Genomic DNA, 13,534 nt, shown 5'->3' with positions numbered 1-13,534 from the left:
TGCGAGTTCTATTGTTTATGGATTGGTGAATTTCAGGGCAATGATGAACCAAGGGTTTGACTTGAACGAGTTTGTCGGTTAACATCAGGAATTAAAAGATATAAGGGCTGACGCCCTTATAATTATGCAAGAGGTCTATTCTAAAGGGTCTTCTTTGTTTTTAGCGGCATCTATAATGGCTGTGGCGTAATTTCCATTATTGCCGTTATCATACGATGTAGGGGATTCAATTTTTTCGGATACTAGATTTTCGGGAAGTTGCGAAAGATGTTCGTTTATTTCATCCAAGTTTTTCTTATTTGTAAGCCATTGAGTATTCAATTCTTTACGCAATTTTTTAGTTGGTGCGATGGTTTCTATTAGGTGTCCTCTATGGAATTCTTCATGTTGTCTATTAGATTCTTCATCCACGTATAGCTTTATATCGCCCGTGCTTGGATTAAGATTGCCTGCGTACTTCTGCTTCAACATTCTCTTTTTTTCAGAATCGTCTATTTCGAGGATACTTTGATTGCGGGCGCGCGAAGAGATTCCATATGCTTTAAGTCCACTTGCAAATCCTCCATCAGTTTTTTCTTCTACAAATTTTTTGTGCTTCTCAGAAACCACTCCAATCCCAAGCACAGCAAGCGCTACCGCAAATGCAGAAAGAAGCAGCGCGCCAAGAAGCTCAAGCATATTACTATTTGTCTGCATCAGGTATATTAACTCTTTAAGGCGCGCTTATGCCGAAACAGAAAGCATATAAACGTTAAATCATAAATATGCTATATGTCCAAAAAAGTGGGTAATGTAACCCCTAAAAATGGGTTAATGAAAAAGGAATCCAAGCTGCTTAGAATATTTGTAAGAGAACCGTGGAAAGCATTTACCATCACCGAAATAAACCGCACATACAAAACTAAATCTCATCATTACATTCCCGAAGCAATGAAAAAATTCTCAAAAACAGGCATTTTGAAAGAAGAAACGCGCGGAAACACCAACCTATACTCGCTAAATTATGAAACTGATGAGCATATCGGCTATCTTGCGTTTATCGAGGCGGCAATAAAAGAAGATCGCGCAGATATCCCGCTCAAAAACATAAAGCAGGTAACTGACGGCATAAAAAGCCCGTTTTACGCGCTTCTTGTCGGAGGAAGCTATGCTGAGGGAACGCAGAAACCGGCATCCGATATAGATATTGCAATAATAATACCTGATTGCGAAGAAAAAAAGAGCTTTGAAACCGCATTAAGGCGCGGGGAATTAATACTTCCGGAAATACATGGACTCGTGTTTACGCAAACCGAATTTTATGAAATGCTCATAAACAAAGAATATAATTACGGCAAAGAAATTGCAAAAAAACACGTCATAGTTTGCGGGGCCGAAGCATATTACAAAATACTTTTCGAGGCGATGCGATATGGATTCAAAGGCTGAAATGTATTTAAAGCGGGCAAGAACAGAAATAGATTCTGCAATTCTTCTCTTTGAAGCGTCGAATAGAAAGGATTTGCTTGCATCGCTAAGCCTTGATGTGTCAGATACATTTTTCAGCGGCGCAGTATCTCATTCATACTATGCGATATTTTACTCTGCAAAAGCTATGCTTCACTCAAAAAACATAGACACAAAACCGCCGGAAATCCATAAAAAGACCTTTGAAGCATTCAAAACCGCATTTATCGATTCAGGCATTCTGAATGTAAAACTGCTTATGATTTACAAAGAAATGATTATTCGTGCAGAAACGCTTCTTGAAATTTATAAAGAAGAGAAAAAGAAGCGCGGCAACTTCACATACAATACAATTCCGCAGGCAAACCTAACTCCTGCGAAAGAATCGATAGAAAATGCAAAACTGTTTTTCAAGCACTGCAATACTTATTTGAGCAATGCCTAAGCTTGGAATAAGGCTATAAAAAACTTCTTAATCCAGAAATAGCTTATGGACCGCTCGTTTCTCCGCCTCTACGCAATACATTTTTTCTTTACAGTTTCACATATTTTCGGCTGGACATTGTCATCGCTTTATTTTGTAAAGATCGGATACACATTCATGGATGTCGCGCTTTATTTCGCGCTGTCGTTCATAACGTCCGTGCTTGTTATTATTGCGGCAAAACATTTTCGCTCAGACAGAAGTATGCAAATCGGGCTCATTTTCAAGATTCTCCTGTTCTTTGTTGCAGCATATGCCTTTGTCAAACCCCTGATTTTTGCAGTTGCAATAATTCAAGGAATAGTAATGGTTTCTTATGGCGTTACAATGAACTTCCAATTTTTCAAGTTTCGCGGCGAGGGCAAAAACGCCAGCCACAGCGGGCTTTTCTTCATACTATGGCCTGTTTTTGGGGCTCTTCTTCCGGCGCTCGCAGGGCTTTCTGCGGAAAAATACGGCATGGGTTTTGTGTTTTTTATCGGGGCGCTTCTTCTTGTGCCTGCGCTCGTGATTTCATTATGGCTGAAAAAATCCGATATGATACCTTCTGATTTTAAGGCGTTTGTCAAAAATACAAAGGGGCTCAAAACCATTGTATTCATTCAAGGAGTCTGGGAAGGCATAGATTGGGTTGTAGTCCCTTTAGTCACCTTGACCTTTGTATCAAAAGAATTCGAATTTGGAGCATTCTATTCGTATCTTGGCGTCTTTGGAATTGCCGCATTTTTTGCTCTTGGCCGTATGTCAGACCGGATGAAAAAGCGCGCGATATTTATATACCCTATCACCATAGCAATCGCAGCATTCACAATACTTAGCGGCCTATCGTCGACATTTCTCGCGTGGGGAATCTACCGCGGGTTTGTAAGCTTTCTTCTGTCTCTTTTCTCACCATTCTCAATGACGCTCATAGTAGATTTGACAAAGAATATGGGCGATTCCATGATTTCGCGGGGATTTTTTTTGAACTTTGGCCGCGCGCTCGGCGCAGTGATAGTAGTACTAATGCTGTATTTTTCCTTTGACATAAAACATGCACTCATTGTTTCCGGCGCGATACTGCTTCTGCATCCGCTGTATTTGCGAGAGAAGAAAAAAGGGTATCAAGTAGATGTTTGAAGCAACGAATATCATTAAACTTTGAACGCGTTCGGGCAAATCTTGTTCAGCGCGCATTCCCCGCACTTCGGCTTTTTAGCATAGCAGGTGCGCCTTCCGTGCGCAATCAAAAGATTTGAAACATTGCGCCATTCTTTTTTCGAATAAAGCGCCATGAGGTCGCACTCAATTTTCTTGGGGTCTGTGTTTTTAGTCAGGCCAATGCGGAAAGAGATGCGCCTGACATGCGTATCAATGGCAATGCCTTGGACAATTCCAAAGCCCTCGCAAAGTATGACATTTGCAGTTTTTCTGCCCACGCCGGGAAGCGTGACGAGTTCTTCCATTTTGCCAGGCACTTTGCCGCCAAATTCAGAAATTATTTTTTGCGCCGCTGCGATGATGTTTTTCGCCTTGTTCTTGTAAAAACCGGTGGATTTTATATCCTGCTCAAATTCATGCAAATCTGCATTCGCATAATCATTTGCAGTTTGATATTTCTTGAAAAGCTCGCGCGTTACACTATTGATTCTCGCGTCAGTGCATTGCGCGGAAAGTATTGTCGAGACCAGCAATTCAAACGGATTCTGATGTATTAGGGCAGTCGACTGCGCGCCATAAGTTTTCTTAAGTATGGCAAGAAGTTCAGAGGCATTTTGAGAAGGCGCTTCCGTAATAACCACCACCTCATACATATTATGAAGCGGCGAATATAAATCGATGGCTACGCTTGGCTTTAGGAAAATGCTGCTTGACATACCCTGCGTTTCTGCTACGGAATTGCGCATCTATTTCGGCGAGCGCGTGAATAAGTATTTATTTACAATTGCCAATAATGTGATACATAATGGAACTATTTATAGAATTCGGAATTATCATGAGCCTAGCGGTTTTAATTTCGTGGGTAATGAGCTTATTAAAACAGCCGCTAATAATCGGCTACATAATCTCGGGCATTATTGTAGGACCGTATGTTCTAAATATTATGAGTTCCTCAGAAACAATACTGATATTCTCAAATATCGGCATAGCATTATTGCTATTTATCGTCGGCCTTGGATTAAGCCCGAAAGTTGTAAAAGAAGTGGGCGCAGTTTCACTGATTACTGGCGTGGGTCAAGTCATATTTACATCATTAATTGGTTTTTTGATATCTGTTTTGTTAAGTTTTTCAATAATTGAATCGATCTATATTGCAATCGCCCTGACATTTAGCAGTACAATCATAATCATGAAAATTCTTTCTGATAAAGGAGATATGAATACATTATACGGAAGAATATCCATTGGATTTTTAATTGTGCAGGATTTAATTGCCATAGTTATATTGATGATTGTCTCTACAATGGCGATCAAATTTGATATCGCCGCATTTATTTTTGAAATTATTTTTAAAGGTCTCGGTATGATGGCGGTGTTATTCTTGATCGGCGTCCGCGTATTGCCAAGCATACTCAAAACCATCGCAAAATCCCAGGAATTATTATTATTATTTTCAATGGGGTGGTGTTTGGCTTTGGCATCGATTTTTAAGTACCTGAATTTTTCTATGGAAATAGGGGCGTTGCTGGCAGGTGTTATATTATCTTTATCCCCATATCGTTATGAGATCAGCTCAAAGATGAAGCCATTTAGAGACTTTTTTATAGTTTTATTCTTCATTCTGCTAGGGTCACAAATGGTTTTCATGGATTTGCTTCAATATAAGTTTCCAATAATTTTGCTTTCCGCATTCATCCTTATCGGAAATCCTCTAATCGTCATGATTTTAATGGGTGTACTCGGATATACCAAAAGAAATAGTTTCTTAGCGGGATTAACTGTGGCACAAATAAGCGAATTTTCCATAATACTTATTGCTTTGGGTGTCAGACAAGGGCACCTATCAAATGAAATTCTGGCTATTGTGACCGCCATAGGCCTAATAACGATTGCGGGTTCCACGTATATGATGCTTTATGCAAATAAGATATACCCGCATATTTCAAAATATTTGAGCATATTTGAAAGAAAAGGCAAAAAAGTAGATGAACCCAAATATTCCGATTTTAAAAAATACGACATCATTATTTTCGGATATAACCGTGTAGGATATGATTTACTTAATTATCTTAAAAAAACAAAAAATAGATTTTTAGTTATTGACCATGATCCGGAAGTTATTGCCAAGTTAATAAAAGAAGGAATTGACTGCCGATATGGCGATGCCGACGATTCGGAATTTTTGAATGAATTTGATTTTTTACATGTTAAAATGATGATATCAACAATACCTGACTTTGATACAAATATGTTTTTGATAAACAAAATAAGAGCCCATAACAAAAAATCAATTATAATTGTGGTATCCCACGACATTGACAAAGCGATTGAGTTATATAAGAAAGGCACGACATACGTAATACTGCCGCATTTCCTCGGAGGGCAGCATACTGCAACATTGATTGAAAAATATGGCCTGAACTTTGACAAATTCATAAAGGAAAAAGTTGCGCATATTGAAAACTTGAAAAATCGGATAAAACTGGGGCATGAGCATCCGAAACACAGCAGGAATTAAAATATGTTTGAATATGTATGAACCCCGTGGCAAACTGTAGAAATTTCTTCAAATTAAAGCCCGACAATAGCTATTTATAAAACATCGACTAAAACTACTATATGAGCGGCCATAAATTAAATCTAAAACACATAAATGAGATCCCGAACAGGCTGAAAATATTTGTGATTTTGATTCTTTCGGTGCTCATTACGGGGTCAATAGGATATATGCTTGTTTTAGGAGTTAATTTTTCTGACGGTCTTGTAAATACTATGGAGACTCTGGCATTTCAAAATGAAAAATTGGAAAGTTTTAGCGGAAAAATGCTCCAATTTATGCTGGCCGTAGTTGGGCTGTTTATAATTTGGTTTGTTCTCTGGACAACGTTTGATTTAGTGGTCGAAGGAAAATTCAAGGAATATTTTTTGGGGATGAAAGAAATGTCGGATATAACTAAGATGCGAAATCATTACATAATATGCGGCGCTGGAAGGGTGGGAATCCATACTGCAAAACTTCTTGCGCTTGAAAAAAAGCCGTTTATTCTCGTGGATGCCCATGAGCAGGATGTGGAAAATGCCAAGAAAAAGGGATTTCTTGTCGTAAAAGGTGATCCTTTTGAAGAAGAAGTACTTATGAACTGCGGGCTTATGCGTGCAAAAGCGCTGATAGCAGTTATGTTAGAAACCGAGAAAAACATTCTTGCAACTTTGATAGCCAAGCAATTTAACCCGGACATAAAGGTTTATGCAAGAACTGAAAAAGAGGAGCTGATAAATACCTTGAAAAAAGTAGGCGCTGACCACGTAATAATGCCTGAAGCCGCGGGAGCAATAGACATATCAAAAGCAATAAACCGCGATGATAAGGAAGTGCACGAAATGCAGAATATAAAATCAAAAGTTAAGAGTTAGGGGGTTAAAGGATTTGATAACTTATGCGCCGCCTGACATTTTTTCCGACTGAGAAGAATTCGCTTCAATACTGGACTTCATTTAAGAGTCCGCTTATTGTGGCGCGCAATTTTATAATCATAGAATTCTGCAAATACGTACCGTCAATGGCTGCCAAGCGCGCGCTTCTCCGCTTAACCGGGATGAAAATCGGGCGCGACACGTCAATTGCCCTCGGCGTGCAGTTTGACATATTCTTTCCCGAAGATATAGAAATCGGCGGCAATGCGATAATAGGGTATCGCGCGACAATTCTTGCGCACGAGTTTCTTGTAAATGGGCTGAAAAGAGGCCCTGTAAAAATCGGAAGCAATGTGCTTATTGGCGCAAATTCCACAGTCCTTGCAGGAGTCCGAATCGGCGACGGCGCGGCAGTTTCCGCAATGAGCCTTGTGAATACGGACGTCAAGACAGGGGATTTTGTTGGCGGGGTGCCTGCGAAACGAATAACCCCTTCAAAACATATCGGCAAAGTCAAGTAATTAAGTATATAAACACAAAAAATACACTAAAATTATGAGTTCAGAAACATTGTTTAAAAACCCGCTAATATTGATATTTGTCGGCATTCTATTAATGATTGTTGATGGAGCGCATTATGGCATTGATGTTGCAAATTTCGGCTTTCTTCTAACACTTGTCGGCGTAGTTTTGTATTTTATTGGTGTTAAGGCATGAGTGAAACAATTACAATCACTACAGTTTACCCATTTTTATTCATAATTGCGAGCGGATACGTCACGTTATTGTGGGGTTATAGAGATGCAGGGTTATTAAACCATTTTTATGATGGGCTAAAAGAATTTGACAAAGCAGTTCAGACAACATTAACCGGAGTGGTAATTTATATTGCGGGCTACTATTTAAGCCCAAATACCTTTATCGGCATATTCACATCATTTCCGATAAAATTGCCGGATTTTTTTGCAATAGCCGCAGTTGAAGTGTTTCTGATTCTTGTCACCAGTTCGTTTGCGGCGGCGATTTTGCGGAAAATTCATAAAGGGCATCAGAACAAAGAAATATAAGTATAAAGAAACTCACTAATATTATGGCACTATCACGTCCGCTGGATTTGTCGAAATTCTCCGAAAATGGGGGCGTCGCATCAAAGCCCTTAGTAATCGGCAATATCGCCTACATAGGCGCAATGGATACTTATTTTTATGCAATTGATGCAGAAACCGGAACGAAAATATGGTCCTATAAAACAAACGGTCCGATAAGCTCTACTGCAATTTCCGACAGAAGCGCGGTTTATTTCGGATCCTACGACAACTATCTATATGCCCTTTCTTTTGAAGGAAAGCATTTATGGAAGTTTAAGGCAAACGGCCTTATTGCTTCGTCGCCGCAAATTCTTGATGGCGTAATCTGCTTCGGCTCTTCTGATCATAATTTATACGCAGTTGACACAAAAACACACCAGGAACTTTGGCGCTTTGGAATAGGAGATGAAATAGTCTCTGACCCGCTAATAGTGGGAAACCGAATTTACTTTGGCTCTATGGACAACTATTTTTACTGCCTTGATCTTCAGGGCAATTTGGTCTGGAAGTTTAGAACAAACGATGCAATATTAATGGGGCAGGCAGCTTCGGATGAAAATGGGATTTATTTTGGCTCAGTAGACGAAACGCTTTATGCTCTTGATTTTAACGGAAATTTAAGATGGGGATTCAAGACTGCCGAACAGGTTTATAACACAGCACTTGCAAAAGACGGCAGGATTTATTTCTGCGGAAGGGATAGATATGCCTATTGCCTTGACGCAAAAACAGGCGCATGTATCTGGAAATTTATGGCTGTGGCTGATATGTATTGCCCGCCGGTAATCCATGACAACAGGATTTTTTTCGGAGCAGAGAAGATTTACGCCCTGACAATGGACGGATACAAAATATGGGAAATTCCTGTTGACGGTATGCAGGTTGCAATGAACGGGACTGTTTTTGGGAAAAACATAATTTTTTCAAGCTTTGACTGCAAAATACGCTCGATTGCGTTTGGCGGAAATGTTGAATGGATTTTCAGGACAAACGGCGTTCTTGCGCTTTTGGAATCATTCCTTGAAATCATACCGGCCCCGAAATGGAACCCCGAACTGTTCGACCCCGAAACAGTAAAAAAATCAGTGGCTTTCGATCCTTATGCGTTTTCAAAAGACAGCGGCCTGAAAATATACGGCGGGCTTGATACAACGGGAATCGATGCATATTCCGGAATTCCGCGCGGAATCGGCGCATACAAGGAAAAAACAGGCTCTGTAGGCGCGTATGCGGATAAAGGTAAAAAGAAAAAAGGCGCGCTTGACGAAATACTTGAAGAGCAGGTAAAGAACCAGTTTGGGATATAATTATCTCTTCGACCCCAATTATCTATCTCTAATAATGTCTAGTAAAGTCTTCACAAAAGAAAACATTGAAAAAATACCTAACGAGAATAGAATGAAATACAATGATAGTTTTTGATTTAATTTGTTGTCATATTCAGAAATATCATATGCGAAAAAGGTTACTTCATTAGTAAATATTGTTCGCTTTTCATCATATTCTGCATTATGATATATCAATCCAAACGTATATGTATTTCTACCATAGTTTCTTATTCTGATATTTGCACAATCTAGCTGATTATTTTCCGAAATACGTCTTATGGTTGCACCGAGTGCAAGAGGTTTGAATGATTCGGTATAGTTTTCATCGAAATTATGATCTCCAAAATAAATGTAAGTTGGAATATTTTCCTTAAAATCTTTTTTATATAAATCTTCTACATAAGCACAACATTTTAGATCTTCTCCTACAACCGGATAGATTTTATTTGAATTACAAGAAAACAAATTTATCCTAAGATATTTGTCCTGAGAGATATTATATGCATTAATTTCTACTGGAAATGTGGGTGCGTAGTATGATTCGATAGACTGGTGTCCTAGTATAATGAATATTGCTGCAAAACATACACTCAATAATACCCATCGTTTATTTTTAAGCTGTGAAATGGATTTTTTATACTTATTTAACTCGAGCATATGTGTATGAGGTATAAATGGCTATAAATATTTTCAAGTTCCCAAATGTTTTATGAGCGCGACAGAAATTCTGAAAAAGAACAAAACTGTGATTGCAGTTATTGCAGCAGTGCTGGTTTTGGCAGTTATTTTTTCAAGCTATTCCAAAGCGAGTGATTCTATGCCAACAGGACAAGTCATATCAAAAAACAGGTTTGCTATAATCGAGACGAATAAAGGCACAATAAAGGCCGAACTTTATGAAGACGGCGCGCCAATCACCACAAAAAACTTCATCAAGCTTGCTGAATCGGGATTCTACAACGGCCTTAAATTCCACAGGTACGAGCCGGGTTTCGTAATACAGGGCGGCGACCCGAGAGGCGACGGAACCGGCGGCTCAAGCCAGACAATTCCTCTTGAAATCAACAAGAACCTCACGCACGTAAAAGGCGCGCTTGCTATGGCAAGAGCAAACGACCCCAACAGCGCGTCAAGCCAATTCTACATAACGCTTGCTGCAACACCATTTCTTGACGGCAACTACGCAGTGTTCGGAAAAGTAATAAGCGGAATGGATGTTGTCGAACAATTGCGCGCGGGAGACAAAATCATGAAAATCACCATATCCGCGAAATGAATGTGATTTTCAAGCTTTTTTAGCATAGCTAAAAAATGACAAAAATAACAATAACGGCGAAATAAATGGGATTGATTTTTGAGAAAATAAAGAAATTGCCTAAAATTTGTTGGCAATTTCTATTTTTTCAGTCTGAAAGACTGAAAATAAATGATCTTTCCGAAAGAATTCTTGGCGATAAGCGCTGGCTCTTAGCCTTTTTCGCCATAAATTTCATCGGATTTTTTTACGGCATTTATTATTACACCTATCAATTGTCAATCACGCCGGCACATCTTTGGATTTTCACAATAGATTCGCCGCTTCCTGTGCTTTTGTTTGCGGCAGTTTGCGCGTTTCTTTTTTTACGAAAAACCCCGCCGCAGTGGCTTATTCTTTTTGCATTTTTCGGCCTTGTCAAATACGGCGTCTGGACTGATATAGTTATTTTTCTTTTCAGGGATGTTTTTTTTGCAATTGACGCGCTGACATATAGCATGAATGTTCCCCTGCATTTCGGAATGATTCTTGAAGGCCTGCTTCTGATTAGGCTCCTGAAGCCAAAAATATCGGACATTGTTTTTGTCGGCGGATTTTATCTTTTGAACGATTATATGGATTATTTTATGGGCAATGTAACGCTTATTCCGGCAGGCCATCACACATTTTTGATGATTGAGAGCTTTGCGATGACAGTTGCGCTAATAGGAATCGCGATCCATACGCGAGCAAAAAAATGCCAAATAGATGCGCGTTGATTGCCTTGAATCAAATCATCTCACTATCGTTCGAAGCTTTTTGAACCGAAGGTTCAAAAGCCCAGAGCAACGAAGTTGCGAAAGGATTTCAAGCCAATGCTATTGGGACTGCTTGAAAATGCCGTTGTTCTTTTCCTTCCCGTTAATAACAATCAGCGCGTGGAAATCCTGATAGAGCGCGCAGTCTTTCTCAATCGCGCTTTCAAAAAGCTCCTGAAGCGCGTGATACTTGAAACTCGCGCCAAGGTTTTTTGCGCGCGCAATTCTTTTCGTATATTCGTCAATCACAAAAACAGGCTTTTCAAGCGCGTAAAGCAGGATGCTGTCGGCAGTTTCAGGGCCGATGCCTTTCAAGGCAAGAAGTTCTTCGCGCAGTTTTGCATGCGGCTCTTTCTGCATGCGGCTAACGGTTTCGTAATTCTCAAGAACAAATTTCGCAAGGTTCTGAAGATATCCGGCTTTCTGGAAATAAAACCCAGCGGGCTTTATGAGCGTGCCTAATCGCGCAACATCATTTTCACAACTGTTGCAAATGTCTTTGAGGCGCGTTATTTTTGCGGCGCGCAGATTATTCATCGCAAGCTCGACGTTTTTCCAGTTCGTGCGCTGGGTCAGAATCGCCTCGATAAAAATAATTTCTTTTTCATACTCTGTCTTTGGCCGACGGCACCATAATTTCCACTGGCCTTCTGGCTTTCCGTATTTTTGGAAAAGTTCATTGTAAAGATTTCTAATAGGATTATTCCCCATCATAAGAATGTCTATTGCCCGACAAGTTTAACGCCAGGCATGACGAATTCCGGCGACTTGATTTCTTTTACGCGCCTGATAAGAAACTCAGGAATTGTCGAAACTGTTGTTATTGCATTCTCCACATCCATGCCGGCAAGATATGCCAGTGTCGAGAGGTCTTTTCCCGCGCGCATCCCCCAGACATTCTCAGCTGCACTTGTTACAATTACCGGTGCGTCGAATTTTTTGCACAGCATCGCATTTCGCTGCATGCTTGCAAGAAGATAGGCGCGCTGCCTGCCTGTAGAATGCAGAAAGCTCCTGAAATTAAGCTCGATTGCGACCTTGTTTTTTGCCGCGGCTGCTGCAATCACATGATCAATTCCGGAATCCTTGCGCTTGTATTCAGGGTGTGCGAGGATATCGACTTTCGGATTTTCGCAGGCCGCACGGTTTATGTCAATATCGCCTCCGGAAACTATTATTATGTCCGCAATGTCGCGAAAACGGGTTACTTTGTTCGCCATATCATTCGGATTTTTTGCAAGAATCTCGACGCCAAGAACAACATTCACTGTGCTTCTGATGTTTGAAATCTCATTTTTGATTTCCGCGAGCTTCTCGACAGTATCCGAAGCATCCGCTATGCAAATCGTATCCAGCTCCAGGCGCTCGGCCATCTTAACAATCTCAGCAACACTGTCTGTGCCAAAGGAGTAATTTGTTGTAATGTGCATGTCAAAGTAGCGGACCATACAGTATATTAGAAAAATGAATTTAAATTGATTACTAATCTCACCATTAATCTGTGGCTATTAGGGTGTGGAAGAAATGGCACATAATAATGGATGCATCGAATGCAAATTCTGCAAAGGCAGAAACGTTGTTAAGAAAGGCTTGCAACAGACCAAATTCGGCTGCGAACAGCTATTTTACTGTAATGATTGCGACAGGAAGTTTTCTTTGCGCGGAATTCGCAACAAGGTGTATGGCCCGAAAATCATTACTTGCGCCATAAGTGCGTATAATCTCGAAATTCTCTTGAGGAAACCGCCAAATGCGTCAACAGGAGACTGGCAGGCAACAGAGACAATTACTGCAAGCGGCTCTGCAAGTGCGGCATTCCTTATCAATATGAACGTTACCCATGCAATCGGCGACGGCGAATGCGACTCAGGCGAAGCCTGCGGAACTGCTGACTGCTCTGCATGCTCAACAACGCCTCCGTCCTCCGGAGGAGGGGGTGGCGGCACAACGCTTACAAAGGCAATTACAGTAACCCCGCATGACCCGCTTGAGAAGGTTGTTGTGAGCCTCACGCAGTATTTGTCAAACCCATCGCTTATGGTTGAAAAGATTACGTCAATAACTGTCTCACCCCCATCAACAGCAGTTACCAGTACGTCAACATCACAAAGAAGAATTTCAACAATTCTCAGATTGATAATGCGACGATTGATTTCAAAGTCAATAAGTCGTGGATTCTCTCGAATAATTTCACAAGAATCTGGCTTGCTCACTACGATAACGGGTGGAACAAGCTAAGGACAAATTTGCTCAATTCAACCGCAACTGTGAATTATTACCGTGCATACACAAACGCGTTCTCTTACTTTGCAATAATCGGGGAGAAAGCACAGACGGCTCAGGCAGCGCCTCCTGCTGTTGAGCAGCCAAAGGAGCCTGTAAAAGAAGAGACAAATGCCGAACAGCCGAAAGAGCCTGATGCGCCGGCTGTAGAAGAACATAAGGCAGCGCCGCCATACTATGCATACTTCCTTGCTGCGGTTGTATTGATTCTTGCTGCGGCGTATGTTATAAAGAAATATCTGAATGATGATGATGAAGCGCCGCAAAACGAGCAGGTTCCGGAACCAAAAGCAAATTAT

The 13,534-nt window shown here is 40.6% G+C and carries 17 protein-coding genes; 12 read left to right on the top strand and 5 right to left on the bottom strand.

What is annotated here, in order from left to right; translation table 11 throughout:
* Positions 1-135 precede the first annotated feature (135 nt).
* Positions 136-678 carry a hypothetical protein gene (locus tag KKB09_00640; GenBank protein MBU4299704.1) on the bottom strand — a complete coding sequence of 181 codons (543 nt, stop codon included), beginning with the start codon at positions 676-678 and terminating at the stop codon, positions 136-138.
* Positions 679-771: 93 nt separating this feature from the next.
* Here KKB09_00640 and KKB09_00635 point away from each other — a divergent pair, with 93 nt between their 5' ends.
* Genes KKB09_00635 through KKB09_00625 form a run of 3 tightly spaced genes read left to right on the top strand, consistent with a single transcriptional unit; the run spans position 772 to position 3,049 of the window.
* Positions 772-1,428, top strand: a complete 657-nt coding sequence (locus tag KKB09_00635; protein ID MBU4299703.1) for a nucleotidyltransferase domain-containing protein — start codon at positions 772-774, stop codon at positions 1,426-1,428.
* Positions 1,412-1,891: a HEPN domain-containing protein gene (locus KKB09_00630; protein MBU4299702.1), complete on the top strand. Its 480-nt coding sequence runs from the start codon at positions 1,412-1,414 to the stop codon at positions 1,889-1,891. The genes KKB09_00635 and KKB09_00630 overlap by 17 nt, the downstream gene beginning before the upstream one ends.
* 45 nt (positions 1,892-1,936) lie before the next feature.
* Positions 1,937-3,049: a hypothetical protein gene (locus KKB09_00625; GenBank protein ID MBU4299701.1), complete on the top strand. Its 1,113-nt coding sequence runs from the start codon at positions 1,937-1,939 to the stop codon at positions 3,047-3,049.
* A gap of 14 nt (positions 3,050-3,063) precedes the next feature.
* Here KKB09_00625 and nth read toward each other — a convergent pair whose 3' ends face one another.
* On the bottom strand, positions 3,064-3,723 hold the full coding sequence (gene nth, locus KKB09_00620) for an endonuclease III (GenBank protein ID MBU4299700.1): 660 nt from the start codon (positions 3,721-3,723) through the stop codon (positions 3,064-3,066).
* 152 nt (positions 3,724-3,875) lie between these two features.
* On the opposite strand from nth, the gene KKB09_00615 reads away from it, so the two are divergent.
* The 6 genes from KKB09_00615 (at position 3,876) to KKB09_00590 (ending at position 8,879) form a co-directional block, all read left to right on the top strand.
* The gene (locus KKB09_00615; protein ID MBU4299699.1) at positions 3,876-5,588 is read left to right on the top strand and encodes a cation:proton antiporter; all 1,713 of its coding nucleotides are present in this window, start codon (positions 3,876-3,878) and stop codon (positions 5,586-5,588) included.
* Between the two features lie 101 nt (positions 5,589-5,689).
* Positions 5,690-6,484, top strand: coding sequence for an NAD-binding protein (locus KKB09_00610; GenBank protein MBU4299698.1), 795 nt, complete (start codon positions 5,690-5,692; stop codon positions 6,482-6,484).
* A gap of 23 nt (positions 6,485-6,507) precedes the next feature.
* A complete protein-coding gene (locus KKB09_00605) occupies positions 6,508-7,005 on the top strand; it encodes an acyltransferase (GenBank protein ID MBU4299697.1) in 498 nt (165 codons plus the stop codon).
* Between the two features lie 34 nt (positions 7,006-7,039).
* Complete coding sequence (locus tag KKB09_00600; GenBank protein MBU4299696.1) at positions 7,040-7,201, top strand: hypothetical protein; 162 nt, start codon at positions 7,040-7,042, stop codon at positions 7,199-7,201.
* Positions 7,198-7,551 carry a hypothetical protein gene (locus KKB09_00595; GenBank protein MBU4299695.1) on the top strand — a complete coding sequence of 118 codons (354 nt, stop codon included), beginning with the start codon at positions 7,198-7,200 and terminating at the stop codon, positions 7,549-7,551. The genes KKB09_00600 and KKB09_00595 overlap by 4 nt, the downstream gene beginning before the upstream one ends.
* A 23-nt stretch (positions 7,552-7,574) precedes the next feature.
* Positions 7,575-8,879, top strand: coding sequence for a PQQ-binding-like beta-propeller repeat protein (locus tag KKB09_00590; protein ID MBU4299694.1), 1,305 nt, complete (start codon positions 7,575-7,577; stop codon positions 8,877-8,879).
* A gap of 18 nt (positions 8,880-8,897) precedes the next feature.
* Here KKB09_00590 and KKB09_00585 read toward each other — a convergent pair whose 3' ends face one another.
* Positions 8,898-9,557 (bottom strand): hypothetical protein, encoded by a 660-nt coding sequence (locus KKB09_00585; protein ID MBU4299693.1) that lies wholly within the window; start codon positions 9,555-9,557, stop codon positions 8,898-8,900.
* A gap of 52 nt (positions 9,558-9,609) precedes the next feature.
* On the opposite strand from KKB09_00585, the gene KKB09_00580 reads away from it, so the two are divergent.
* Together KKB09_00580 and KKB09_00575 are read left to right on the top strand one after the other, a co-directional pair.
* Positions 9,610-10,176: a peptidylprolyl isomerase gene (locus KKB09_00580; protein ID MBU4299692.1), complete on the top strand. Its 567-nt coding sequence runs from the start codon at positions 9,610-9,612 to the stop codon at positions 10,174-10,176.
* Positions 10,177-10,241: 65 nt separating this feature from the next.
* Complete coding sequence (locus tag KKB09_00575) at positions 10,242-10,913, top strand: DUF1405 domain-containing protein (protein MBU4299691.1); 672 nt, start codon at positions 10,242-10,244, stop codon at positions 10,911-10,913.
* Positions 10,914-11,012: 99 nt separating this feature from the next.
* On the opposite strand, the gene KKB09_00570 is transcribed toward KKB09_00575, so the two are convergent.
* Both KKB09_00570 and KKB09_00565 read right to left on the bottom strand, forming a co-directional pair.
* On the bottom strand, positions 11,013-11,666 hold the full coding sequence (locus KKB09_00570; GenBank protein MBU4299690.1) for an endonuclease: 654 nt from the start codon (positions 11,664-11,666) through the stop codon (positions 11,013-11,015).
* A gap of 8 nt (positions 11,667-11,674) precedes the next feature.
* Positions 11,675-12,400 (bottom strand): PHP domain-containing protein, encoded by a 726-nt coding sequence (locus KKB09_00565; GenBank protein ID MBU4299689.1) that lies wholly within the window; start codon positions 12,398-12,400, stop codon positions 11,675-11,677.
* A 627-nt stretch (positions 12,401-13,027) separates the two neighbouring features.
* Between KKB09_00565 and KKB09_00560 the strand changes: the two genes are divergently transcribed.
* The coding region (locus KKB09_00560; GenBank protein ID MBU4299688.1) for a PGF-pre-PGF domain-containing protein at positions 13,028-13,534 on the top strand (507 nt) is incomplete at its 3' end.

This window comes from Nanoarchaeota archaeon, from assembly GCA_018897155.1.
Taxonomy (GTDB): Archaea; EX4484-52; EX4484-52; order EX4484-52; family LFW-46; genus LFW-46.
The sequence above is the reverse complement of the archived record's forward strand: the minus strand, read 5'-3'. Positions and strand labels throughout refer to the sequence as shown.